The following is a 23,009-nucleotide window of genomic DNA, read 5'->3' as shown; positions in this document are numbered from 1 at the left end:
AAACGTTTCAGTTTTTTATCTCTTTTTCTTTTTATGGACTTAATGCTTTTTTCTCTGCGTAAACTGAAACGATTCTATTTTTGGTAATAGGGAGAAAATTATGTTCCAGTTGGCTCTGCAAAATATCCATACTGACGCAATTGCAACCAGTAAAGAGGATGCCATTCGTCAGGTAGCGGCTATGCTAGCCGCTAATGGTAATGTCAGCGATGCCTATGTTGACGGCATGTTGCAACGTGAAAATCAAATTTCTACCTACCTTGGCAACGGTATCGCCATTCCACATGGCACGCTAGATACTCGCGATCTGGTCATGAAAACCGATGTACAGGTATTTCACTTTTCACAGGGTGTTGAATGGGATCAAGGGGCGATGTGTTATGTGGTTATTGGTATCGCCGCACGTTCCGATGAGCATTTGGCACTACTGCGTCAGTTAACACACCTACTGAGCGATGATCGTATTGCTGAACAGTTAAAAACTGTTAAGTCGGCGCAGGCGCTGCATCGCTTGCTGATGGGTGAAGTTCAGCAAGCTGAGTTTAAATTCGATACCAGCCTGATTACGCTAGATGTTAACGCCCGCGATTTGATGACGCTACAGGCATTAAATGCCGGGCGGTTACAGCAAGTGGGGGCGGTGGATACGACTTTTGTCAGCAAAGTGATTAACAGTAAGCCATTGGATCTTGGGCAGGGCATTTGGTTGAGCGATAGTCCCGACGGTAATTTAACCAGCGCTGTGGCAGTGAGCCGATTGTTCACGCGGGACAACGAACCGGTGGTGATGTTATTGACCGTTGCGGTTGCCGACGACCAGCCGCTAAACGTGTTACATCACCTGAGTAACTTGTTATTAGCACAAAAAGCGGAATGTTTGCTGAAAGCTGATGCGCCGACAGTGCTGGCATTACTGACCAGTGGCGTACAGGCGCGGAGCGCGATATCCAGTGGAGAATTTGTCCTATGCAATGAACATGGCTTACATACTCGCCCTGGCGCCGTGTTGGTTAATGTTATCCGGCAATTTTCCAGTGAAATTACCATCATCAATCTTGATGGCGCCGGTCAACCGGTAAACGGCCGCAGTTTGATGAAAATCATGGCATTGGGCGCTAAAAAAGGGCACCGGCTTCATGTGACTGCTAATGGCGATGATGCGCAGCAGGCGATAGCTGCCATTGGTGAAGCGATTATTTCCGGTTTGGGGGAGGGGGCGTGTAAGTAAAAATCCCCAGTTGGCTGTGAAAATGGCGCGCGTCGATCTACAACCCTTTTAGCTAATAGCAGGAGAAGCATGATGAAAACATTGCTTATCATTGATCCTTCACTCGGACTTGCCGGAAGTTATCTGGTGAAAACAATTCTCAGCGCCTCTGCGGAGGAAAACGGACTGATACTAACAGAAGATCCAGCCGAAGCCGATTTGGTGGTCGTGACCGGCAATTGCGTTCCCACCGATAACGCACTGAACGGTAAGCTTGTTTATCTCGGCGATACGGAACAGGCATTGCATGCGCCGAAAGATTTCTTTCAGCAGGCAAAAACCGATGCACAACCGTACCAGATACCGGCAACTGACAGCGGTGGTGATATAAAACGCATTGTCGCGGTTACTGCCTGTCCTACTGGTGTGGCACATACCTTTATGGCCGCGGAAGCTATCGAAATCGAAGCCAAAAAGCGCGGCTGGTGGGTAAAGGTGGAAACCCGCGGTTCGGTAGGGGCGGGCAATGTTATTACACCGGAAGAGGTGGCAAAAGCGGATCTGGTACTTATCGTTGCAGATATTGACGTAGATTTGGCGAAATTTGCAGGAAAACTTATGTACCGTACTTCCACCGGGCTGGCGTTGAAGAAAACAGCGCAGGAGTTTGATAAAGCTTTGGTCGAAGCTAAACCTTTCCAGCCGACAGGGCAGAATAGTATTAAAACCGGATCAGGAGAAGAGAGTAACGGCATCTATCGTCACTTGTTGACCGGCGTCTCTTATATGTTGCCGATGGTGGTGGCGGGTGGTCTGTGTATCGCGCTCTCATTTGCTTTTGGCATCACTGCATTTAAAGAGCCGGGTACATTGGCAGCCGCTCTGATGCAAATCGGGGGTGGTTCAGCTTTTGCTCTGATGGTCCCCGTACTGGCAGGTTACATTGCTTTCTCGATCGCTGATCGCCCAGGTCTGACGCCTGGTTTGATTGGCGGCATGCTGGCAACTAGCACGAACGCGGGATTTCTTGGCGGTATTATTGCGGGTTTCCTCGCCGGTTACGTAGCGAAGTTTCTCAGTACCAAGGTGAAATTGCCGCAGAGTATGGCAGCGTTAAAACCGATTTTGATTATTCCGCTATTTGCCAGCCTGATCACCGGTCTGATTATGATTTACGTTATTGGTAAACCCGTCGCCGGTATCATGGCGGGGCTAACGTACTGGCTTTCTAATATGGGGACAACCAACGCGCTCCTGTTGGGGGCTATTTTGGGTGGAATGATGTGTGCTGATATGGGGGGAGCGATAAACAAAGCGGCCTATGCGTTTGGTGTCGGCTTACTTAGTTCGCAAACCTATGCGCCAATGGCTGCTATTATGGCTGCCGGGATGGTTCCACCGTTGGCAATGGGGGTGGCGACCCTGATTGCCCGGCAGAAGTTCGATAACGTTCAGCGGGAAAGTGGTAAAGCCGCATTGGTGTTGGGCCTGTGTTTTATTTCCGAAGGCGCGATTCCTTTTGCTGTCCGCGATCCGATGCGGGTGCTCCCATGTTGTATCGTTGGCGGCGCGGTGACGGGAGCGATCTCTATGGCAGTGAGTGCGCAGTTGATGGCGCCGCACGGTGGCCTGTTTGTGCTGTTGATCCCAGGAGCCATCACACCAATATTGGGTTATTTGATGTCGATTATTGTCGGTACCCTGTTGGCAGGATTGATCTATGCATTGCTTAAGCGTCCAGAAACTAAGCGCACAGAAACGACCACAACTAAAGCATAAAAAACAGAAATTATTAGTTATTGAATTAAACTCATTGAAATTACAGGAAATTATCTACTTATTCGTGACCTCGTTCGCATTTTTGCTATTTTCCGATTGTTATTTGCCTGCTTAAATTAGATATAAATACATTCAAAAAAATGAAGAATTATTATGAGTCGCGGTCTGTTAAAAAAAGAGGGGGTTGCTCAGGCGTGTCTGGCGCGTTATCTGCTAGGTGAGCATTGCGGTAATCGGTTGAAGACGATTGAAGAGCTGTCATCTGACTATGGGTTATCTGTTGGGCTAGTTCAGTTTGCATTAAAAAAACTGGAGAGTTCTGGCGCGGTTTACGTGGAACGGCGGGGGCGCAATGGCAGCTATTTGGTTAGTGTGGATCACAAAGCGCTGTTAGCCCATGCTGACATTAGTAACGTGGTTTGTGCGATGCCGCTGCCTTATACCCGATTGTATGAAGGATTGGCGAGCGGCTTGAAAGCACAATTTGAGGGCATTCCGTTTTATTTCGCCCATATGAGAGGTTCAGATGCCAGGATGGAATGCTTGCGTAGCGGTATTTATGACTTGGCGGTGGTATCACATTTGGCGGCGCAGACTTATCTGGAGCAGGGTGATGTTCGCGTTGTACTTGAATTGGGGCCACAGACCTATGTTGGCGCACACCAACTGATTTATCGCAAAGGGGGTGAACATAATATTCGTCGTGTTGGGCTGGATCATCGTTCTGCCGACCAGAAGATCATGACTGAAGTGTACTTTGCCGGGCAGGATATCACGTTGGTGGATATCTCTTACCACGAGAGCCTGTATAAAGTGGCGAAAGGTGACATTGACGCGGTGATCTGGAACGTTAGCAGAGAAATTGAACTTAGTTCTAGGAAGCTTATTGCAGTACCGCTCCGTGGAAGCGCATGTTTTATCCAAGCTTCCGAGGCGGTGGTTTTAACCAGAACTGATGACATTCTGATTCAACAACTTGTACGTACTATGGTGAATAAAACAGAGTTGTTGTCCCATCAACAACGTGTATTGGCAGGCCAGCAGGACCCAAGTTATTAATTTGGCATGTAGGGAGGTTCACGAAATGGAAAATCGACTGAATCTACTCTGTCAAGGAAATGTCATTGATCAGGATATCCATGATGGCATGTTACAGGTTGTGGCGCAGCTTGAAAATGATTGGAAAATCCCTGTCAGAAATGCACTAGGGGAAATAGTAATAACACATATGGCTAATGCGTTGATGCGCTCACGCCGGGGAGAACAAATCAGTTCAATGGATATTGAGCTGTTGATGGAAGTGCGTCAATCGAGTGTTTTTTCTCATTTGCAAGAGATTAACGCTTCGCTGTTGGCACATTTTGACGTGCAATTACATCCCTGTGAGGAGGGGTACCTTCTGGTAAATTTGTTTAGCCTTTGGGCGGCTAAGGGGCAGTGGTAACTCCAACAGAGATGAGGGAAATTTTTTTTTCCATCAAATATTCAAAAAAATGATGATTTAACATCTAGGTTTTTATAGTGGCATTGATCGCCGAGGAAGTACAGGAGGTACAGCATGTTTATGCATGCGCTGAACAAACAAAATCCGGTATTGATTGAGGCAGCCCAGATGTTATGGGCGCAAGGAGCCTTACTACCAGATACTTATGTTATTGACGTTGATCAGGTTTTAGACAATGCCAGACGATTACTTGCGGTAGCGGAGCATCATGGTATTGCTCTCTATCTGATGACCAAACAGGTTGGTCGTAACGCCTGGTTGGCACGTAAACTGCTAGAACTGGGTTATCAGGGCGTCACTGCGGTGGATTTTAAAGAAGCCAGAGTCTTGATGAACGGGAAGATCCCGGTGACTCATGTAGGCCATCTGGTACAGATCCCTCGCAATATGCTCTCTTCAGTGATGCAACAACATCCGGAAGTGATCACAGTATTTTCGTTAGAAAAAGCGGAGGAAATTTCCAGTCTGGCGCAACGTGAGGGAAATGTGCAACGCATTATGCTGAAAATCTATGATGACCATGATCATTTATATCCTGGTCAGGAAGCGGGTTTTCATTTATCTGAATTGAGCGCCGTCGTTCAGCGCATTATGGCAATGCCCGGTGTAAAACTGACAGGGTTGACACATTTTCCTTGCTTGTTGTGGCAAGACGTCCAGCAGCAGACACTGCCGGCGCCAAACTTATTTACTTTACTGAAAGCAAAGGACATTTTACGACAGGCAGGGGTTGAGGTGACGCAGATAAATGCGCCGTCGGCGTCAAGCTGTAGCACACTGCCGTTACTGGCAAAGTATGGTGTTACCCATACCGAGCCGGGACATGCGCTAACGGGAACAATCCTTGCCAATTATCGGGGAGAACAGCCAGAACGCATTGCTATGCTCTATCTGACAGAAATATCTCACCGATTTAACGGCAACAGCTACTGTTATGGCGGCGGTTATTATCGTCGTGGGCGGGTGCATAATGCACTGATATTCCTGCCAAACGGTCAGATCACCTCCACTCGCCTGTTACCGATGGATGACGCCAGTATTGATTACCATTTTCCCCTGAGCGGTGAATTTCCGGTCGGTTGTGCTGTTATGTTGTGCTTCCGCACCCAGATATTTGCGACTCGCAGTGATGTGGCGTTGGTTAGCGGTATCCAGTCAGGACACCCGGTATTGGAAGGGCTTTATGACAGCCAGGGAAACCCTATTCTGATTAATGGAGAAAAAATGACCTGTGAATAGATGCACTTCCATCCTCTTCACCTTCATCCTCTTTTTTATCTTCGGACCGTCTTACTTATGACTCAGCAAAACAGAATTGACGCATCTGGCTATACCTATGCGCATGAGCACCTGCATCTCGATTTATCATCATTTAAAAACAACATTGACTGCCGATTGGATCAGTACGACCTGATTTGTGCAGAGATGAAAACACTGGTCAGCTTGGGTGTACACAATATTGTGGAGATGACCAATCGTTACATGGGACGTAACCCACAGTTTATGCTGGATCTGATGCGGGACTCCGGCATTAATGTAATAGTTTCTACTGGCTATTACCAATCTGCCTTTTTTCCTGAGCATGTAGCACATACCACCGCTCGACAACTGGCGGATGAAATGATCACTGAGATTGAACAGGGTATCGATGGTACAACGTTGAAAGCCGGAGTAATTGGGGAAATTGGTTCCAGCAAAGGCGTAATTACACCTGATGAAGAGAAAGTATTCCATGCTGCGGCTATAGCCCATCTGGAAACTGGGCGGCCTGTTTCGACGCATACGACATTAAGCACGATGGGTTTTGAACAACTGAAATTATTGAAAAAGCACGGTGTAGATGCTGAACGCGTAGTTATTGGTCACTGTGATCTTAAAGATAATCTGGACAATATTTTGCGTATCATTGAGCAGGGTGCCTACATCCAGTTCGACACGATTGGCAAAAACGATTACTACCCGGATGAAAAGCGGATCGCTATGTTAAAGACCTTGGCCCAACGTGGCTTACTTAACCGCGTCATGTTATCGATGGATATTACCCGTCGTTCTCACTTAAGAGCTAATGGCGGCAATGGTTTTGCCTATTTGATCACCACCTTTGTGCCGATGTTAAAAGAGGCTGGATTAACGCAAACCGATATTGATTTGATGTTACGTGATAACCCAACGCTATTTTTCAACTAAAGGAAAAACATATGAGATTTGTTATTGGAGGACAAATTGAGAAAGAAAAAATTGCTGAAACTTTACGCCGTCTGGCCGGGGATAAAGTCTCATCCATTACCGTGATGGGCGACATAGATGCCGCGATAGCGCTTAAGAGTGGTAATGCGGATTACTATTTGGGGGCCTGTAATACAGGTGGGGGAGCTTTGGCAATGGTAATTGCTATTGTTGGTATTGATAAATGCGCGACCATCAGTATGCCAGGCAAGATCCTGCCTGATGAAGAAATTATTGCCCATGTTAACGCGGGGAAAACCGCATTTGGTTTTACTGGTCAGGATATGGATGCAGTTATTCCGGTGATTATCAAGGCTATTTTTTCTTTATGAGGGCAGGAAAATGGAATATGAATTTTTCAGCCGTTTAATGGAAATTGATCCATTTAAAGCCGGTTTGTTGGCGGTGATTGGTGGGATATCTGCCATGATGGCTAACCGTGGTATTGCGGTATTTCATGATGGGCTACGTCCTTTAATGCCGGAACATCTGGAAGGGCGTATGAATCGTAAGACCCTGGCGGCCACCAGTTTTGCCCTAAGTTTTGGTCTGGTTATCGGCTTTGGTATTCCGTTCTCGCTGACCGCCCCGATTATTTTGGTGCATAGTTTATTATTGGGAACCGATGTTATTGGTACCTGGTGTGCAAACAGTAAAAAAGGTTTCATACTTTCCGCTATCTTGGGGGCGCTATATGCCATTGCCCTGATGACTGGTTTACGATCTGTTGTCGATATCTTTGCCCATTTGCCGGTTAATTTCATGGGCAACCTGAGTAAAGTCGGCGATCCTATCGTGGCCTGCTTTGCACTGTTTCCTGCGATTGTGGTGGCCTATCAATATGGATATGGCAAAGGAATATGGGTGCTGATTGCGACATTGGTGGGGTATATCGCGACGAAAGCCGTAGGATCATTGAGTTTTGGCGGCGCCCTGAGCAAACCGGTGCAATTGGACCCTAACGGGATAGCGCTACTGATTTCGATGATAGTGATGTTCTATTTCGCTATGAAACAGCGTGCGCCCAAAGCTGGCGAAGGATCTACTTCGGCCAAGGGCGCGAACGAGATGCTGGTTGGATTATTTTCCACGCGGATACAGCGTATTCAAAATAACATCTGGTTGCTGGTATTCAGTGGGGGATTGACCGCTGTAGCGGCTTCGATGTCGCTTAGTCTGCTGGCGGAAGGGCCGGTATCACTGCAACTGATGGCGCAGGGGGAAGGGGCTAACGCTATGCTGGTGGCGCTTGCCAGAGCGATCAGCTTTGTGCCGTTGGTTGGTATGACTGCCATTGCTACTGGAGTTTATAGCCCGGTCGGCATGAAATTTGTATTTGTCGCGGGATTAGTGACCAATAATCTGTGGATTGCCTTCATTGCTGGCAGTGTGATTATGTTTATGGAAATCAAACTACTGGCAAGAATTGCTATCTGGTTGGATAAATACCCTGGCGTTAAAGCTTGTGGTGAACATATTCGTACCGTTATTACCCGCATGTTGGAAGTTGCCCTATTGGTGGGGGGAATGATGGCTTCCAATGCCATTTTGCCGGGCATGGGCTTCATGGTGGTGGCGGGCATTTATTTACTCAACCGTACGGCTAAACGTCCTTTGGTTGAAATGGCGATTGGGCCTATTGCAACGATTGTGGTTGGTGTATTGGCCAACGTCATCTATCTGGTGGGCATCAGTTAATTGAGTAGATTTCCCCCTTTATTTTGTGATGATAAAAATAGAGGGGGAAGTGCGAAAGAACACGAGAGAACAGATATTGAACACCTATCCATTACCCAGTCTGAGCATGGAACAGGCGCAGCACAAACAGTTTCGTTTAGTTGATATTATTTGCCGCCATTTTCCCGGTGCGGATTTTCTCACCACCGGAGATTTAGGGTTGGTGCCGGGATTGAATCGGCCACAAGTGACACAACGTGTCGAACAGGTTATCGCAGATTTCTTTTCCGCCGAAGCTGCTGTGTTAGTGCAAGGGGCGGGAACTGGCGCAATACGTTGTGGGTTGGCGGCATTACTTAACGCTGGCGATAGTCTGTTGGTTCATGATGCGCCGTTATATCCCTCGACAGCGGTTACTGCCGAGCAGATGGGGTTGCATTTGGTACGGGCTGATTTCAATCAACCCGAACAAATACGAGCTGTGATTTTGCAACATTCGCCGGTGGCGGGGTTGGTACAACACACGCGACAGAAAATTGATGATGCTTATGATTTGGCAGAGGTTATATCACTGCTGAATGCCGCATCATTACCGGTTCTGGTTGACGATAACTATGCAGCCATGAAAGTGGAACATATCGGTTGTGAATGGGGGGCTGCATTATCGGCCTTCTCCAGCTTTAAACTGTTTGGCCCGCAAGGTGTCGGTGTTGTGGTAGGCCAACAAGCGGCAGTAGAGCGCATCCGGCGTAGTATGTATTCCGGTGGCAGTCAGATACAGGGATTTCAGGCATTGGAAGTATTGCGTGGATTGGTATTTGCCCCGGTGATGCATGCTGTGCAGGCTCAGGTGAGTGAAACATTAGTAGTCCGGCTTAATCAGGGAGTTATTCCACAGGTAAAACGGGCGTTTATCGCCAGTGCACAATCGAAAGTATTGCTGGTGGAGTTTTATGATGAGATTGCCGAACAAGTACTTCATGTTGCTCATCAGCTTGGTGCACTGCCTTATCCGGTAGGCGCCGAATCGAAATTTGATATTCCACCGTTGTTTTACCGGTTGTCCGGTACATTCCGTCAGTCTAATCCCACGTTAGAGAAACGGATGATAAGGATAAATCCCAATCGAAGCGGTGCTGAGACGGTGATAAGGCTGCTGAGTCAAAGCTGTGCACAGACCGTCGCCTTGCGGTAATAAAAGGCTAAAGAAATAGGCAGAAGATTATTCTGGATGCAGTAGCATCCGCCGCAATCGGCGGTATATAACGTCTGTCATCCAAAATATGTTCAATATTTTCTGAATATGGGGAAATCGATATCAAGGCTTATCGATCCTGAATTAATGTAAAATTTGGCAATATCATTAATTGTATTCCTAATTATTAAAAAAATTAATAAATGATGTGAGTAATAATTAATAGTAAAATAAATCACTTATAATATAAAATGGCCTATGGACAGAAAATACCGTGGTGGCATATAGAGGTCATAGCCATTTTCTTTACAAAGTGATCGTAACTCTGTCACTGAGTTCACAGATAATTTTTCGTAAATACTTTCAAAATGTTTTTCCACAGTATGACATGTAACATTCATTTCAAGGGCCGTATCATTATTATTCATACCGCAGCAAAATAGAAAAACAACCATCCACTCTTTATCGTTTAGCAAATCATTAGGTGGTCTGGGGGCGGCGGATATTGGAGTACTATTCTTGATATAATGGGACACGGTGAAGTGTTCTATTTCTCTGGCATGGGAAATAATGCCGATACATTGATTATCTTCCCCCATCAATGGGTATTTCTCACAAAAATAGGATTTAGGCGGTCGACCATTACCTTGGGGATAAGTTCCGACAGAACATACTCGTTGCATACATTCTAAGACCCTACGGTCATGTTCTCTAAAATGATGAGCAAAACCATTAACAGGTGTTGGTAATTCTCCAATGGTATGACCTATAATATTAAAGTTTTCCGGTAACTTAATTACTTTAATGAACTTGGTATTTGTATAAATAAAACGGGATTCTTTATCCTTTACAAACCACGGTTCAGGGCTTCTGTCCCATACATGTGTAAATTGACGAGTAATAAAAGGGGCTTTTTCTAATCCTGATTTATTCATAAATATCCTTTAAGATAATTATTGCTTTTTTAAACTATTGAATGGACATGTTCCATTGAAAAAAGCCTATTTCCATAGGGCCGTATATTTTATCAATAAATAATTAACAAAGGTAGTGTGTAGCAACTGGGAAATAATACGTAATCTAAGACAATAAAAACCTCTCTGGGATGTAATGATTAAAATTATTGGCGCGACAATATTCTGCCAACTGCTGGCTAGAGTGAATCCCGACTTTACGATATATCCTTACCATATGTTCTTCAACCTCACGATAGGCGATATTCAATATTTTGCCGATCTGCTTTCTAGATTGCTTCTGTAAGAAGAGAAAGATAATATCCCACTCCCGTTGAGTAAAAAGATCAGAGGGCGGTTGGAGCAGAATGGATGGCGGTAATTTATCATAATATTGATATAGGTAGGTCAATGAATACTCCTTGGCTTGCCACATATGATACATAATTCCCATACAATTACCATTGTTATGATAAAGAGGCAATTTTTCACAGAAATAGGATGATAGAGTTTGCTCTTGTCCAAAGACATGGGTTTCGAGTGAACAGACTCTTTCACCTTTAGCCATGACATTTTTATCGTGGATAATAAACTCCTTGGCGAACTCAGCGCCATCCCAGGGCAGCTCATGATCATCAAGCCCTTCATAATCAAATGACTCTTTAAAATTGTGGATAAATTTCTTTGTGGCTGAATTACCGTAGATAAAGTTTGAAGAACTATCCTTTATTCCCCACGGTTCATTGCTTATCGCCATTGTATTAATAACTTGAGGTGATATTGCACTGTTCTTCGTCATATTAATAAAATTTCCTTTATAATCTGGGGGTTAAAGAAACATTCTGCTTTTTGGATGAACAAAACATTTTGGCATATAGAGATCATAATCATTGGTGTGACAATACTCCTCCAATTGGTGACTAGAGTGAACACCAATTCTTTCATATATTCGTGCAATATGGGTTTCAACAGTACGGTGGGAAATACTTAACATTCTACCGATTTGTTTACTAGTATACTTTTGTAGCATGAAGAAAATAACATCCCATTCCCGTTGAGTAAAGAGATCGGTCGGTGGCTGGAACATAATAGATGCCGGCAGCTTTCCATCAAATAGCTGGGTGAATGAGAAATCTTGGGCTTGCCAGCCATGAATAAAGATACCGATACATTCGTTTTTATCATTATAGATTGGATATTTTTCCGAAAAATAAGATGATGGAAATTTATCTTTTCCATATGTATGTGTTTCAAGTGAGCATATTCTTTCCCCTTGTTTCATAACACTTTTATCGTGAATAACGAATTTTTTTGCAAATTCAGCACCATTCCAGGGGAGTTCACTATCATATTTCCCTTCATAATCAAATAAGTCTGGGATATTTTGCATTTGTCTAAGTGCCGAATTACAAAAAATCCAACATGAGTTTTTGTCTTTGATTGCCCAAGGTTCATTACTTTGCTGCATAGTATTAATAACTTGAGGTGAAGTAATTAGTTTATTATCCATGTTATTATTTCTCTTTTCTCTATCCTTAAAGTTCGGTTCTTGATGTTTGCTCTTTGTTCTTATAATCAATTCAACTCATGACCATCCCATAATCTAGGGTAACGCATGATTATAAATTTTTCCATAACCAAATGGTTGTTTAAATTTACGAATAAATTCCTTTGTGGCTGAATTATCATAGATAAAATATGAAGAACTATTCTGTATTCCCCACGGTTCACTGCTTATTTCTGCTATGTTAATAATCTGAGGTGATACTGCATAGTTCTTATTCATATTAGTGGCGACACCTTTTAATCTAAAGAATTAAGGAAACGTTCTACTTTCTGGATGTACAAATCTTTCTGGTACATAGAGATCATAATCATTGGTGCGGCAATACTCTTCCAATTGGTAACTAGAGTGGACACCAATCCGTTTGTATATACGTGAGATATGGCTTTCAACCGTACGATAGGAAATATTTAACATTCTACCGATTTGCTTACTGGTATACTTTTGCAACAGGAGGAAAATAATATCCCATTCCCGTTGGGTAAAGAGATCGACCGGTGGTTGGAACATAATATTGGCTGGCAATTTTCCACGAAATAATCGGGTGAATGAGAAATCCTGAACTTGCCAACCATGATATATCGTTCCTATACAGCTTCCGTCTTCATGATAAAAAGGGTATTTTTCAAAGAAGTAAGACGACAGAATTTGTTCTTTAAAAAATTTATGAGTTACAAGCGAACATGTTCGTTCTTCTCTTTCCATCACTATTTTATCATTGGCCATATACGCTTCAGAAAATTCGGCACCATCCCACGGAAGATCGTAGTCATAAAGGCCCTCATAGTCAAAGGAACGTGAAATATTTTGAACACGATTACATGCTCGATTAGCATAAATGAAGCATGAGTTTTTATCTTTTATTCCCCACGGTTCATTACTTATCTCCATCGTATTAATAACCTGAGGTGATATTGCATAGTTCTTTTTCATATCAGTAAAATTCCTTTGTAATCTAAGAGTTAAAGAAACATTCTGCTTTCTGGATGTACAAATCTTTCTGGTACATAGAGATCATAATCATTGGTGCGACAGTATTCTTCTAATTGATAACTGGAATGAACTCCAATTCTTTGGTATATGCGTGAGATATGATTTTCAACCGTACGATAAGAAATGTTTAATATTCTACCAATTTGCTTGCTGTTATATTTTTGTAAAAAAAGGAAAATAACATCCCATTCCCGTTGCGTAAAGAGATCAGTCGGTGGTTGGAACATAATAGATGCTGGCAGTTTTCCACGAAATAACCGGGTAAATGAGAAATCTTGTGCTTGCCAGCCATGATATATAATGCCCATACAGCTCCCGTTTTCATGATAAAGAGGATATTTTGCAAAAAAGTAGGATGATAGAATTTGTTCTTTTCCATGTACATGTGTCTCAAGTGAACATATTTTTTTTTCTTGCTCTACAACTTTTTTATCATGAGCCATGTATTCTTTGGCAAATTCAGCTCCATCCCAGGGCAATTCATATTCATAAAGCCCCTCATAATCAAAAGAACTTGAAATATTTTGAAGACGCTTACATGCCTGATTGACATAAATATAGCGTGTATTTTCATCCTTTATTCCCCACGGATCATTACTTTGCTCCATCGTGTTAATAACCTGAGGTGAAATGACAAAGTTCTTTTTCATATTAGTAGAACTCCTATTAATCTAATGGTTAAAGAAACATTCTGCTTTCTGGATGTACAAATCTTTCTGGTACATAGAGATCATAATCATTGGTGCGACAATACTCTTCCAATTGATAACTGGAATGAACTCCAATTCTTTGGTATATGCGTGAGATATGATTTTCAACCGTACGATAAGAAATGTTTAATATTCTACCGATTTGCTTGCTGTTATATTTTTGTAAAAAAAGGAAAATAACATCCCATTCCCGTTGGGTAAAGAGATCGGTCGGTGGCTGGAACATAATATTGGCTGGCAATTTTCCACGAAATAGCCGGGTGAATGAGAAATCCTGCGCTTGCCAACCATGATATATTGTTCCTATACAGCTTCCGTCTTCATGATAAAAAGGATATTTTTCAAAAAAATAAGATGAAAGAATTTGTTCTTTTCCATGTACATGTGTTATAAGCGAACGCATCCTTTCTTCTTTCTCCATCACCATTCTGTCGTGAATCATGAATTCTTTAGCAAATTCGGCTCCATCCCAGGGAAGGTCATAATCATAAAGCCCCTCATAGTCAAAAGAGATTGAAATATTTTGAACATGTTTACATGCTTGATTGGCATAAATAAAGCATGAGTTCTTGTCTTTTATCCCCCAGGGTTCATTACTTTTCTCCATTGTATTAATAATCTGAGGTGAGATGACATAGTTCTTTTTCATAGTAGTAGAACTCTTTTTAATTTAATGGTTAAGGAAACATTCTGCTTTCTCGATGCACAAATCTTTTTGGCACATAGAGATCATAATCATTTGTGCGACAGTATTCTTCCAATTGATAACTGGAATGAACTCCAATTCTTTGGTATATGCGTGAGATATGATTTTCAACCGTACGATAGGAAATATTTAACATTTTACCGATTTGCTTGATGTTATATTTTTGTAAAAAAAGGAAAATAACATCCCATTCCCGTTGGGTAAAGAGATCGGTCGGTGGCTGGAATATAATAGATGCTGGCAGTTTTCCACGAAATAGCCGGGTGAATGAGAAATCCTGCGCTTGCCAACCATGAAATATCGTTCCTATACAGCTTCCATCTTCATGGTAAAGTGGATATTTTTCACAAAAATAGGATGATAAAATTTGTTCTTTTCCAAATAGATGTGTTTCAAGTGAACATATTCTTTCTTCTTTTTCTATCACTATTTTATCTTGAATCACGTGTTCTTTAGCAAATTCGGCCCCATCCCAAGGAAGGTCATAATCATAAAGTCCTTCATAGTCAAGAGAGCTTGAAATATTTTGTGCATGCTTACATGCTTGATTGACATAAATAAAGCATGAGTTTTTATCCTTGATTCCCCAGGGCTCATTACTTTGCTTCATTGTGTTAATAACCTGAGGTGAGATGACATAGTTCTTTTTCATATTAGTAGAGCTCCTTTTGATCTAATGATTAAGGAAACATTCTGGTTTCTGGATGCACAAATCTTTTTGGCACATAGAGATCATAATCATTGGTGCGACAGTATTCTTCCAATTGATAACTGGAATGAACTCCAATTCTTTGGTATATGCGTAAGATATGATTTTCAACCGTACGGTAGGAAATATTTAATATTATACCGATTTGTTTTTTGCTATATTTTTGTAAAAAAAGGAAAATAACATCCCATTCTCGTTGAGTAAAGAGATCGGTCGGAGGTTGGAACACAATATTTGCTGGCAATTTTCCACGAAATAGCCGGGTAAATGAGAAATCCTGAACTTGCCAACCATGAAATATCGTTCCAATACAGCTTCCGTCTTCATGATAGAGAGGGTATTTTTCAAAGAAGTAAGACGACAGAATTTGTTCTTTAAAAAATTTATGTGTTACAAGCGAACATATTCGCTCTTCTCTTTCCATTACTATTTTATCATTGGCCATGTATTTTTCAGCAAATTCTGCGCCATCCCAAGGAAGATCATAGTCATAAAGGCCCTCATAATCAAAAGTACGTGAAATATTTTGAACGCGATAATTAGCTTGATTGGCATAAATAAAGCATGAATTTTTATCTTTTATTCCCCAGGGTTCATTACTTTGTTCTAATGTGTTAATGATTTGAGGTGATATTATATAGTTCTTTTTCATATCAGTAAAAGTTCCTCTGTAATCTAATAGTTAAAGAAACATTCTGCTTTCTCGATGCACAAACCTTTCTGGTACATAGAGATCATAATCATTCGCGCGACAATACTCTTCTAATTGACGACTAGAGTGAATACCAATGCGTTTATATATGCGTGAGATATGGGTTTTAACCGTACGATAGGAAAGATTTAACATTCTACCAATTTGCTTGCTGGTATACTTTTGTAGCATGAGGAAAATAACATCCCATTCCCGTTGGGTAAAGAGATTGGTCGGTGGTTGGAACATAATATTGGCTGGCAATTTTCCATGAAATAGCCGGGTGAATGAGAAATCCTGAGCTGGCCAACCATGATATATCGTTCCCATACAACTTCCATCTTCATGATAAAGAGGATATTTTTCGAAAAAATAAGATGAAAGAATTTGTTCTTTCCCAAAAGTATGTGTTAGAAACAAACATACTCTTTCTTCCTTTTCCATCACTTTTTGATCATGAGCTATGTATTCTTTGGCAAATTCGGCTCCATCCCAGGGTAATTCATGATCATAAAGCCCTTCAAAGTCAAAAGAACATGAAATATTGAGAAGATGTTTGCATGCCTGATTGACATAAATGTGACATGAGTTTTTATCCTTTATCGCCCAGGGAGCATTACTTTGATCCATTGTATTAATAATTTGAGGTGAAATAATTAGTTTATTGCCCATGTTATTACTCCTTTTCTCTAGCTTTAAAATTCGATTATTGATGTTTGATCTTATAATCAATTTAACTCACAACTACCCCATAATCTAGGGTAATTAATGATCATAAAATCTTTCGTAATAAAATAGTTGTTTAAAACTACGAATGGATTTTTTTGTGGCTAAATTGCTGTAGATAAAATTAGAAGAACTATCCTGTATTCCCCTCAGTTCATTGTTCATTTTTATTGTGTTAATAATCTGCGGTGATATTACATAGTTCTTTTTCATATTAGTAAAAGCTCCTTTATAATCTAAGCGTTAAAGAAACATTCTGCTTTCTGGATGTACAAACCTTTCTGGTACATAAAGATCATAATCATTCGTGCGACAATAATCTTCCAATTGACGACTAGAGTGAACACCAATGCGTTTATATATGCGTGAGATATGGGTTTCAATCGTACGATAGGAAAGATTTAACATTCTACCGATTTGCTTACTGGTATACTTTTGTAACATGAGGAAAATAACATCCCATTCCCGTTGGGTAAAGAGATCAGTTGGTGGTTGAAATAATATAGATGCCGGCAGTTTTCCATGAAATAGCCGGGTGAATGAAAAATCTTGGGCTTTCCATGCATGGAGAAAGATACCGATACATTCGTTTTCATCATTATAGATTGGATATTTTTCCGAAAAATAAGATGATAGGAATTTATCTTTCCCATAGGTATGTGTTTCAAGTGAACATATTCTTTTCTCTTGTTTCATAACATTTTTATCGTGAATAACGAATTCTTTTGCAAATTCAGCCCCGTTCCAGGGAAGTTCACTATCATATTTTCCTTCGTAATCAAATAAATTTGGGAGATCTTGGATTTGTCTAAATGCTAAATTACCAAAAATCCAACATGAGTTTTTGTCTTTGATTGCCCAAGGCTCATTACTTTGCTGCATGGTGTTAATAACTTGTGATGAAATCATTTTGCTATTCATAGTATTATTCCTCTTCTTTACCTTAAAATTCGATTATTGATGTCTGATATTATAATCACTTTAACTTACGACTATCCCATGATATAGGATAATGCGTGATTATAAAACCCTTTATAATAAAATGGTTGTTTAAAATCACGAGTGAATTTCTTTGTAGCTGAATTATCGTAGATAAAGTTCGAAGAACTATCCGGTATTCCCCACAGTTCGTTGCTCACTTCCATTGTGTTAATAATCTGAGGTAATATTGCATAGTTCTTTTTCATATTAGTGATCACTCCTTCTAATCTAATAATTAAGAAAATATTCTGATTTTTGGATGCACAAACCTTTCTGGTACATAGAGATCATAATCATTTGTGCGGCAATATTCTTCTAACTGATAACAAGAGTTAACATCCACTCTTTTATATATTCGTGAGATATGGGTTTCAACAGTTCGATAGGAGATATTTAATATTCTACCGATTTGCTTGCTGGTATACTTTTGTAACAGGAGAAAAATAACGTCCCATTCCCGTTGAGTAAAGAGATCGATCGGTGGCTGGAACATAATATTTGCTGGTAATTTTCCACGAAATAGCCGGGTAAGTGAGAAATCCTGAGCTTGCCAACCATGATATATAATTCCCATACAGTTATCATCATGGTAAATAGGTAGCTTTTCAAAAAAGTAAGATGATAGAATTTGGTTTTTTCCATAGGTATTAGTTTCAAGGGAACATACTCTTTTTTCTTTTTCCATAACCTTTTGATCATGAGCAATGTATTCTTTGGCAAATTCGGCCCCAACCCAAGGTAATTCATGATCATAAAGCCCTTCAAAGTCAAAAGAACATGAAATATTGAGCATGCGTTTACATGCCTGATTGGCATAAATAAAGCATGAATTCTCATCTTTTATTCCCCAAGGATCATTACTTTGTTCCATTGTATTAATGATTTGAGGTGAAATAATTAGTTTATTGTCCATGTTATTATTCCTTTTTTTCTAGCTTTAAAATTCGATTATTGATGTTTGGCCTTATAATCAATTTAACTCACGACTATCCCAGACCTGAAGGTAGTTCATGATCATAAAATTCTTCATAATCAAATGATTGTTTAAAGTTACGAATAAATTTCTTTGTAGCTGAATTATCGTAGATAAAATATGAAGAACTATCCTGTATTCCCCTCGGTTCATTTCTATTGTATTCATAATCTGAGATGACACTGCATAGTTCTTTTTCATATCAGTAAAAATCCTTTGTAATTTAAGAGTTAAAGAAACATTCTGCTTTCTGGATGCACAAACCTTTCTGGTACATAGAGATCATAATCATTGGTGCGACAATAATCTTCCAATTGACGACTGGAGTGAACACCAATGCGTTTATATATGCGTGAAATATGAGTTTCAACCGTACGATAGGAAAGATTTAACATTCTACCGATTTGCTTACTGGTATACTTTTGTAACATCAGGAAAATAACATCCCATTCCCGTTGCGTAAAGAGATCGATAGGTGGTTGAAATAATATAGACGCCGGAAGTTTTCCATGAAATAGGCGAGTGAATGAGAAATCTTGGGCTTGCCAACCATGAAATATCGTTCCAATACAGCTTCCGTCTTCGTGGTAAAGAGGATATTTTTCACAAAAATAGGATGACAGAATTTGTTCTTTTCCAAATAGATGTGTTTCGAGTGAACATATTCTTTCTTTTTCTTCCATTACTATTCTATCTTGAGTCACGTGTTCTTTAGCAAATTCAGCACCATTCCAAGGAATTTCATCATCGAAAAGCCCTTCATAGTTAAAAGAACTTGAAACATTATGAAGAGATTTTAATGCCAGATTAACATAAATAAGGCATGAATTCTCATCTTTTATTCCCCAGGGATCGTTGCTTTGTTCCATTGTATTAATGATTTGAGGTGAAATCATTGTTGTTCTGCTCATCGTATCATTCCTGTGATTATGATAATTTTAGTGTAGATAACAAACTCTTTGGCAAATTCAATGCCATTTCAAGGCAGTTAATGCCCATAAAGTCATTTATAATTAAATGATTATTTAAAGTTGTGAATAAAATTTTTTGTTGCTGATTACTGTAGATAAATCTTAAAGAACTATCCTGTATTCCCCGCGGTTCATTGCTTATTTCTATTGTATTCATAATCTGAGGTGACACTGCATAGTTCTTTTTCATATCAGTAAAAATCCTTTGTAATTTAATAATTAAAGAAACATTCTGCTTTCTGGATGCACAAACCTTTCTGGTACATAGAGATCATAATCATTGGTGCGACAATAATCTTCCAATTGACGACTAGAGTGAACTCCAATGCGTTTATATATGCGTGAAATATGAGTTTCAACCGTACGATAGGAAAGATTTAACATTCTACCGATTTGCTTACTGGTATACTTTTGTAACATCAGGAAAATAACATCCCATTCCCGTTGCGTAAAGAGATCGGTTGGTGGTTGAAATAATATAGACGCCGGAAGTTTTCCATGAAATAGGCGAGTGAATGAGAAATCTTGGGCTTGCCAACCATGAAATATCGTTCCTATACAACTTCCGTCTTCATGGTAAAGAGGGTATTTTTCAAAAAAATAAGACGAAAGAAGTTGTTCTTTCCCAAATCTATGTGTTAAGAGCAAACATATTCTTTCTTCTTTTTCCATCACCTTTTGATCATGAACGATATATTCTTTAGCAAATTCGGCCCCACCCCAAGGAAGTTCATCGTCGTAAACTCCTTCGTAGTCAAAAGAGCTTGAAATGTTTTGAACATGCTTACATGCCTGATTGGCATAAATAAAACATGAGTTTTTATCCTTTATTGCCCAGGGATTATTACTCTGCTCCATTGTATTAATAACTTGGGATGAAACAATTAATTTACTGTCCATATTATTACCCCTTTTTTCTCTAGCCTTAAAATTAGATCGTTAATCTTATAATCAATTTAACTCTAAACTACCAATAGTGACGAATCTTGCTGGAACATAAACATCAAGTTTATTTTCTCTACAGAAATCTTTTAATTCTGCATGTAGTGGCAAATTAAATTTTTGGTAAATTGATTGAATATGATTAACCACATCTTCGGTACTGATCATTAACTCTTCACCGATTTCCTCTTCATCTAATGAGCGCAGAGTTAGAAAGAGAACTTCCCATTCAGTTTGCGTCAATTTGTCATTAGGAGCGATAAATTTCAACGTTGCTGGAGGCGTTTTGTCATAGTAGTAAGCAGTAGAAAAGTTTTGGGTTTTGCACATATGAAAAGTGATCCCAATACAATTGCCATCTTCATCACAAAGTGGATATTTATTACAAAGATAGATTTGTTTAATCTTGTGTTCTTCAAATGGATGCGTTTCTAGTGAGCTAACGCGTTGCATTGTTTGAATAACTTTTTGATCCTGACGGTGGCACTCTTTTTCATATTCTGCAATAGGTGAGGGTAATTCACCTGTTGAAAGCCCGGTAATATCAAAATCTTCCGGCAAATTGAGTAGTTGATAAAAGGCGGAATTGGCATAAATGAATTTTGATTGGAGATCTTTAGCTCCCCAAGGTTCATCACTGTTTTCCCACATATGAATTAATTGTGGGGTGATATTATTAGGTCTGTTTTTTATATGCTGCATTGGTGACTCCTGAACGAGTATTTCAATTGTTATCTTACATGTTTGCTAACTAATTATACTTAAAATGCCTTGGTAATATAATAGAATATAATAACTTGCTCGTCAAAATACATATATTTATCAATTAAACCTTTTATTGTTATATGATGTGATTTTTTATATGAATAAATATAACGTAAAGTACTATTTTGTATAAAAACATTTTAGTTTGTTTACTAAACAGTAAAATTAATGAATAATATTTTTGAGTCATAAGTAATTAAGTGATGTAGGTCAAAAACTTTCTGTCATTAACCAAAGCATGAGGGAATGGTTGTTATAACCATAATCGGTAAGAGAATGAAAAAGAAGGTGTTATCTTTGGAGCAGAATAACGGCGAAAAAATGGCATTTAATCGGAATAATATTCGATCAATTAAAGAATGCTTTTTAAACGGCATATACTGGTCATTGTAATTCGGTAAAATATATTTTTAAATTGTCAGAATAATCAACTATATGAAGTTTTTAGCCTAAAAACTGTGTCTGAATTTGTCTGATGCTGATAATGGTTATTCTTAAATAAAATTAAGGTTAGGTAAATTCTATGAAATTAAATTTTTGAAGAATAATGAAATAAAAAACTTACTTAAAATGGTATAGCTCAAGATATAAAGTTGTATTTCAAGTTCCACTTAGATGTTTGTTGCTATCATGTTCTTACCCTATTTCTCGCGGTTTTTATCAATGATTTTCTGGTTTGACGGTACCAATGAAGTAACGTCAGAAGCAAAAAATTGACCTGATTTTCATCAATTTCAGAATATTCTTATATTTTTTAACTCAAATTTATTGCATTATTGATCACGTTTTAATGCTTAAGTGGTAATAATATGGTGATAATTTCGACTAAACCCACGCTTCATGCGATTAATCAATGGGGCAGTGAATAGATGGCAATAGGGTATTATCTGCTCGTTGGTGACAAAACCACCTGTGGTAAACATCCCGGCACTTATACCCTATGGATTTCAAGATGCATCGCGGCGGCAAGGGAGTGAATCCCCCAAACTATGTGACCGGGGTGAGCGAGTGAAGCCAACAAAGAGGCAACTTGAAAGATAACGGGTATATATTATTGCCGGTGGCATATCAGATATGTTTGATACGGTGCAACGATTAGCTGGCACACTGGATAATGTCAGTACTTGTCCTTGCCGGGCCCGGTTTATCAATTCGATTATGGATAGTTACGAGAAGCAGGAACAGCCCCGTCATCAAGCGGTAACGCCTGCTTATATAGCGCGACACAAAATTTCTCATCACCGATGAAGGGAGTGTCAACAATTCGGCCCGCTCTTCCTTCGGTGACACAGGTACCGCCTCCATCGATACCGGTATTTGCCAAATCCCTCCGGCGGGGTAAAACCGATGCCAGTACGGAAACTTTCCACCGAGAAAAAGGCTCAAAAAAGACATTGGCCGGACTGAGCTATATGTGTTGTTGGATTTTCGTATTCCGGCTAGTATGAAGTTTGATTATGATTTATTGGAGTGAGTTATGTTAGTGATATTGTTACCTACTTCGGAGGTACGTTGGTAATCAATATATAGAGAAGAAAACTTTTTCTTGGAGACCTCTTCTTCTGGCCTTAAAATTTGACTTTATACTAAAAATAGTGACAAATATTGCTGAGATGTAATATTAACATGTAATTAATAGATTATTTATCCGTAAGGAAACAGGTAATAAAATTTATATTAACTTGCTGATGATCGATTTGTTTGGTGTAAGAAATAATTACCTGATATAGATAGTTA

27 protein-coding genes are annotated in these 23,009 nt (G+C 39.9%); 10 read left to right on the top strand and 17 right to left on the bottom strand.

What is annotated here, in order from left to right; genetic code table 11:
* The first annotated feature begins 100 nt into the window (after nt 1–100).
* The 9 genes from fruB to BA1DRAFT_RS01120 all read left to right on the top strand — a co-directional run bounded on the left by fruB (nt 101) and on the right by BA1DRAFT_RS01120 (nt 9,588).
* Nucleotides 101–1,228 carry a fused PTS fructose transporter subunit IIA/HPr protein gene (gene fruB, locus BA1DRAFT_RS01160; RefSeq protein WP_036775461.1) on the top strand — a complete coding sequence of 376 codons (1,128 nt, stop codon included), beginning with the start codon at nt 101–103 and terminating at the stop codon, nt 1,226–1,228.
* Nucleotides 1,229–1,300: 72 nt separating this feature from the next.
* Nucleotides 1,301–2,986 carry a PTS fructose transporter subunit IIBC gene (gene fruA, locus BA1DRAFT_RS01155; RefSeq protein ID WP_036775460.1) on the top strand — a complete coding sequence of 562 codons (1,686 nt, stop codon included), beginning with the start codon at nt 1,301–1,303 and terminating at the stop codon, nt 2,984–2,986.
* 153 nt (nt 2,987–3,139) lie between these two features.
* The gene (yhfZ, locus tag BA1DRAFT_RS01150) at nt 3,140–4,045 is read left to right on the top strand and encodes a GntR family transcriptional regulator YhfZ (RefSeq protein ID WP_036775458.1); all 906 of its coding nucleotides are present in this window, start codon (nt 3,140–3,142) and stop codon (nt 4,043–4,045) included.
* Nucleotides 4,046–4,070: 25 nt separating this feature from the next.
* On the top strand, nt 4,071–4,430 hold the full coding sequence (locus tag BA1DRAFT_RS01145) for a hypothetical protein (RefSeq protein ID WP_036775457.1): 360 nt from the start codon (nt 4,071–4,073) through the stop codon (nt 4,428–4,430).
* A 114-nt stretch (nt 4,431–4,544) separates the two neighbouring features.
* A complete protein-coding gene (locus BA1DRAFT_RS01140) occupies nt 4,545–5,729 on the top strand; it encodes a YhfX family PLP-dependent enzyme (RefSeq protein ID WP_036775455.1) in 1,185 nt (394 codons plus the stop codon).
* Between the two features lie 57 nt (nt 5,730–5,786).
* Nucleotides 5,787–6,677, top strand: a complete 891-nt coding sequence (locus tag BA1DRAFT_RS01135; RefSeq protein WP_036775454.1) for a phosphotriesterase-related protein — start codon at nt 5,787–5,789, stop codon at nt 6,675–6,677.
* An 11-nt stretch (nt 6,678–6,688) separates the two neighbouring features.
* Nucleotides 6,689–7,048: a DUF2620 domain-containing protein gene (locus BA1DRAFT_RS01130; protein WP_036775453.1), complete on the top strand. Its 360-nt coding sequence runs from the start codon at nt 6,689–6,691 to the stop codon at nt 7,046–7,048.
* 10 nt (nt 7,049–7,058) lie between these two features.
* Nucleotides 7,059–8,414 (top strand): YhfT family protein, encoded by a 1,356-nt coding sequence (locus tag BA1DRAFT_RS01125; protein ID WP_036775451.1) that lies wholly within the window; start codon nt 7,059–7,061, stop codon nt 8,412–8,414.
* Nucleotides 8,415–8,490: 76 nt separating this feature from the next.
* Nucleotides 8,491–9,588: an aminotransferase class V-fold PLP-dependent enzyme gene (locus BA1DRAFT_RS01120; RefSeq protein ID WP_036775520.1), complete on the top strand. Its 1,098-nt coding sequence runs from the start codon at nt 8,491–8,493 to the stop codon at nt 9,586–9,588.
* A gap of 239 nt (nt 9,589–9,827) precedes the next feature.
* Here the strand turns inward: BA1DRAFT_RS01120 and BA1DRAFT_RS01115 are convergent, their stop codons facing one another.
* The 17 genes from BA1DRAFT_RS01115 to BA1DRAFT_RS24480 all read right to left on the bottom strand — a co-directional run bounded on the left by BA1DRAFT_RS01115 (nt 9,828) and on the right by BA1DRAFT_RS24480 (nt 22,596).
* Complete coding sequence (locus tag BA1DRAFT_RS01115; RefSeq protein WP_036775450.1) at nt 9,828–10,523, bottom strand: helix-turn-helix transcriptional regulator; 696 nt, start codon at nt 10,521–10,523, stop codon at nt 9,828–9,830.
* Between the two features lie 145 nt (nt 10,524–10,668).
* Nucleotides 10,669–11,340, bottom strand: a complete 672-nt coding sequence (locus tag BA1DRAFT_RS01110; protein WP_036775449.1) for a helix-turn-helix transcriptional regulator — start codon at nt 11,338–11,340, stop codon at nt 10,669–10,671.
* Between the two features lie 30 nt (nt 11,341–11,370).
* Nucleotides 11,371–12,051 carry a LuxR C-terminal-related transcriptional regulator gene (locus BA1DRAFT_RS01105; protein WP_036775447.1) on the bottom strand — a complete coding sequence of 227 codons (681 nt, stop codon included), beginning with the start codon at nt 12,049–12,051 and terminating at the stop codon, nt 11,371–11,373.
* Between the two features lie 93 nt (nt 12,052–12,144).
* Nucleotides 12,145–12,327, bottom strand: coding sequence for a hypothetical protein (locus BA1DRAFT_RS01100; RefSeq protein WP_036775446.1), 183 nt, complete (start codon nt 12,325–12,327; stop codon nt 12,145–12,147).
* Between the two features lie 30 nt (nt 12,328–12,357).
* Nucleotides 12,358–13,038 (bottom strand): helix-turn-helix transcriptional regulator, encoded by a 681-nt coding sequence (locus tag BA1DRAFT_RS01095; RefSeq protein ID WP_036775445.1) that lies wholly within the window; start codon nt 13,036–13,038, stop codon nt 12,358–12,360.
* Nucleotides 13,039–13,067: 29 nt separating this feature from the next.
* Nucleotides 13,068–13,748 (bottom strand): helix-turn-helix transcriptional regulator, encoded by a 681-nt coding sequence (locus BA1DRAFT_RS01090; protein ID WP_036775442.1) that lies wholly within the window; start codon nt 13,746–13,748, stop codon nt 13,068–13,070.
* 28 nt (nt 13,749–13,776) lie between these two features.
* Entirely contained in the window at nt 13,777–14,457 is a 681-nt protein-coding gene (locus BA1DRAFT_RS01085) for a helix-turn-helix transcriptional regulator (protein WP_036775441.1), read from the bottom strand.
* 28 nt (nt 14,458–14,485) lie between these two features.
* A complete protein-coding gene (locus tag BA1DRAFT_RS01080) occupies nt 14,486–15,166 on the bottom strand; it encodes a helix-turn-helix transcriptional regulator (protein WP_036775439.1) in 681 nt (226 codons plus the stop codon).
* Nucleotides 15,167–15,194: 28 nt separating this feature from the next.
* Nucleotides 15,195–15,875, bottom strand: coding sequence for a helix-turn-helix transcriptional regulator (locus BA1DRAFT_RS01075; protein WP_036775437.1), 681 nt, complete (start codon nt 15,873–15,875; stop codon nt 15,195–15,197).
* 30 nt (nt 15,876–15,905) lie between these two features.
* Nucleotides 15,906–16,586, bottom strand: coding sequence for a helix-turn-helix transcriptional regulator (locus BA1DRAFT_RS01070; RefSeq protein ID WP_036775435.1), 681 nt, complete (start codon nt 16,584–16,586; stop codon nt 15,906–15,908).
* A 297-nt stretch (nt 16,587–16,883) separates the two neighbouring features.
* The gene (locus BA1DRAFT_RS01065) at nt 16,884–17,561 is read right to left on the bottom strand and encodes a helix-turn-helix transcriptional regulator (RefSeq protein WP_036775433.1); all 678 of its coding nucleotides are present in this window, start codon (nt 17,559–17,561) and stop codon (nt 16,884–16,886) included.
* Nucleotides 17,562–17,856: 295 nt separating this feature from the next.
* On the bottom strand, nt 17,857–18,534 hold the full coding sequence (locus BA1DRAFT_RS01055) for a PAS and helix-turn-helix domain-containing protein (protein ID WP_036775428.1): 678 nt from the start codon (nt 18,532–18,534) through the stop codon (nt 17,857–17,859).
* Between the two features lie 290 nt (nt 18,535–18,824).
* A complete protein-coding gene (locus tag BA1DRAFT_RS01045; RefSeq protein ID WP_036775425.1) occupies nt 18,825–19,505 on the bottom strand; it encodes a helix-turn-helix transcriptional regulator in 681 nt (226 codons plus the stop codon).
* Between the two features lie 16 nt (nt 19,506–19,521).
* Entirely contained in the window at nt 19,522–19,755 is a 234-nt protein-coding gene (locus BA1DRAFT_RS01040) for a hypothetical protein (RefSeq protein WP_051560612.1), read from the bottom strand.
* Between the two features lie 29 nt (nt 19,756–19,784).
* Nucleotides 19,785–20,465 (bottom strand): helix-turn-helix transcriptional regulator, encoded by a 681-nt coding sequence (locus tag BA1DRAFT_RS01035; protein ID WP_036775422.1) that lies wholly within the window; start codon nt 20,463–20,465, stop codon nt 19,785–19,787.
* A 51-nt stretch (nt 20,466–20,516) separates the two neighbouring features.
* Nucleotides 20,517–21,209 carry a helix-turn-helix transcriptional regulator gene (locus BA1DRAFT_RS01030; protein WP_036775421.1) on the bottom strand — a complete coding sequence of 231 codons (693 nt, stop codon included), beginning with the start codon at nt 21,207–21,209 and terminating at the stop codon, nt 20,517–20,519.
* Nucleotides 21,210–22,428: 1,219 nt separating this feature from the next.
* Complete coding sequence (locus BA1DRAFT_RS24480; RefSeq protein WP_160169974.1) at nt 22,429–22,596, bottom strand: hypothetical protein; 168 nt, start codon at nt 22,594–22,596, stop codon at nt 22,429–22,431.
* 69 nt (nt 22,597–22,665) lie between these two features.
* Between BA1DRAFT_RS24480 and BA1DRAFT_RS24555 the strand changes: the two genes are divergently transcribed.
* A complete protein-coding gene (locus tag BA1DRAFT_RS24555) occupies nt 22,666–22,746 on the top strand; it encodes a hypothetical protein (protein WP_420865114.1) in 81 nt (26 codons plus the stop codon).
* The last annotated feature ends 263 nt before the right edge of the window (nt 22,747–23,009 follow it).

Source organism: Photorhabdus aegyptia (genome assembly GCF_000612035.1).
GTDB classification, from domain to species: Bacteria; Pseudomonadota; Gammaproteobacteria; order Enterobacterales; family Enterobacteriaceae; genus Photorhabdus; species Photorhabdus akhurstii.
The sequence above is the reverse complement of the archived record's forward strand: the minus strand, read 5'-3'. Positions and strand labels throughout refer to the sequence as shown.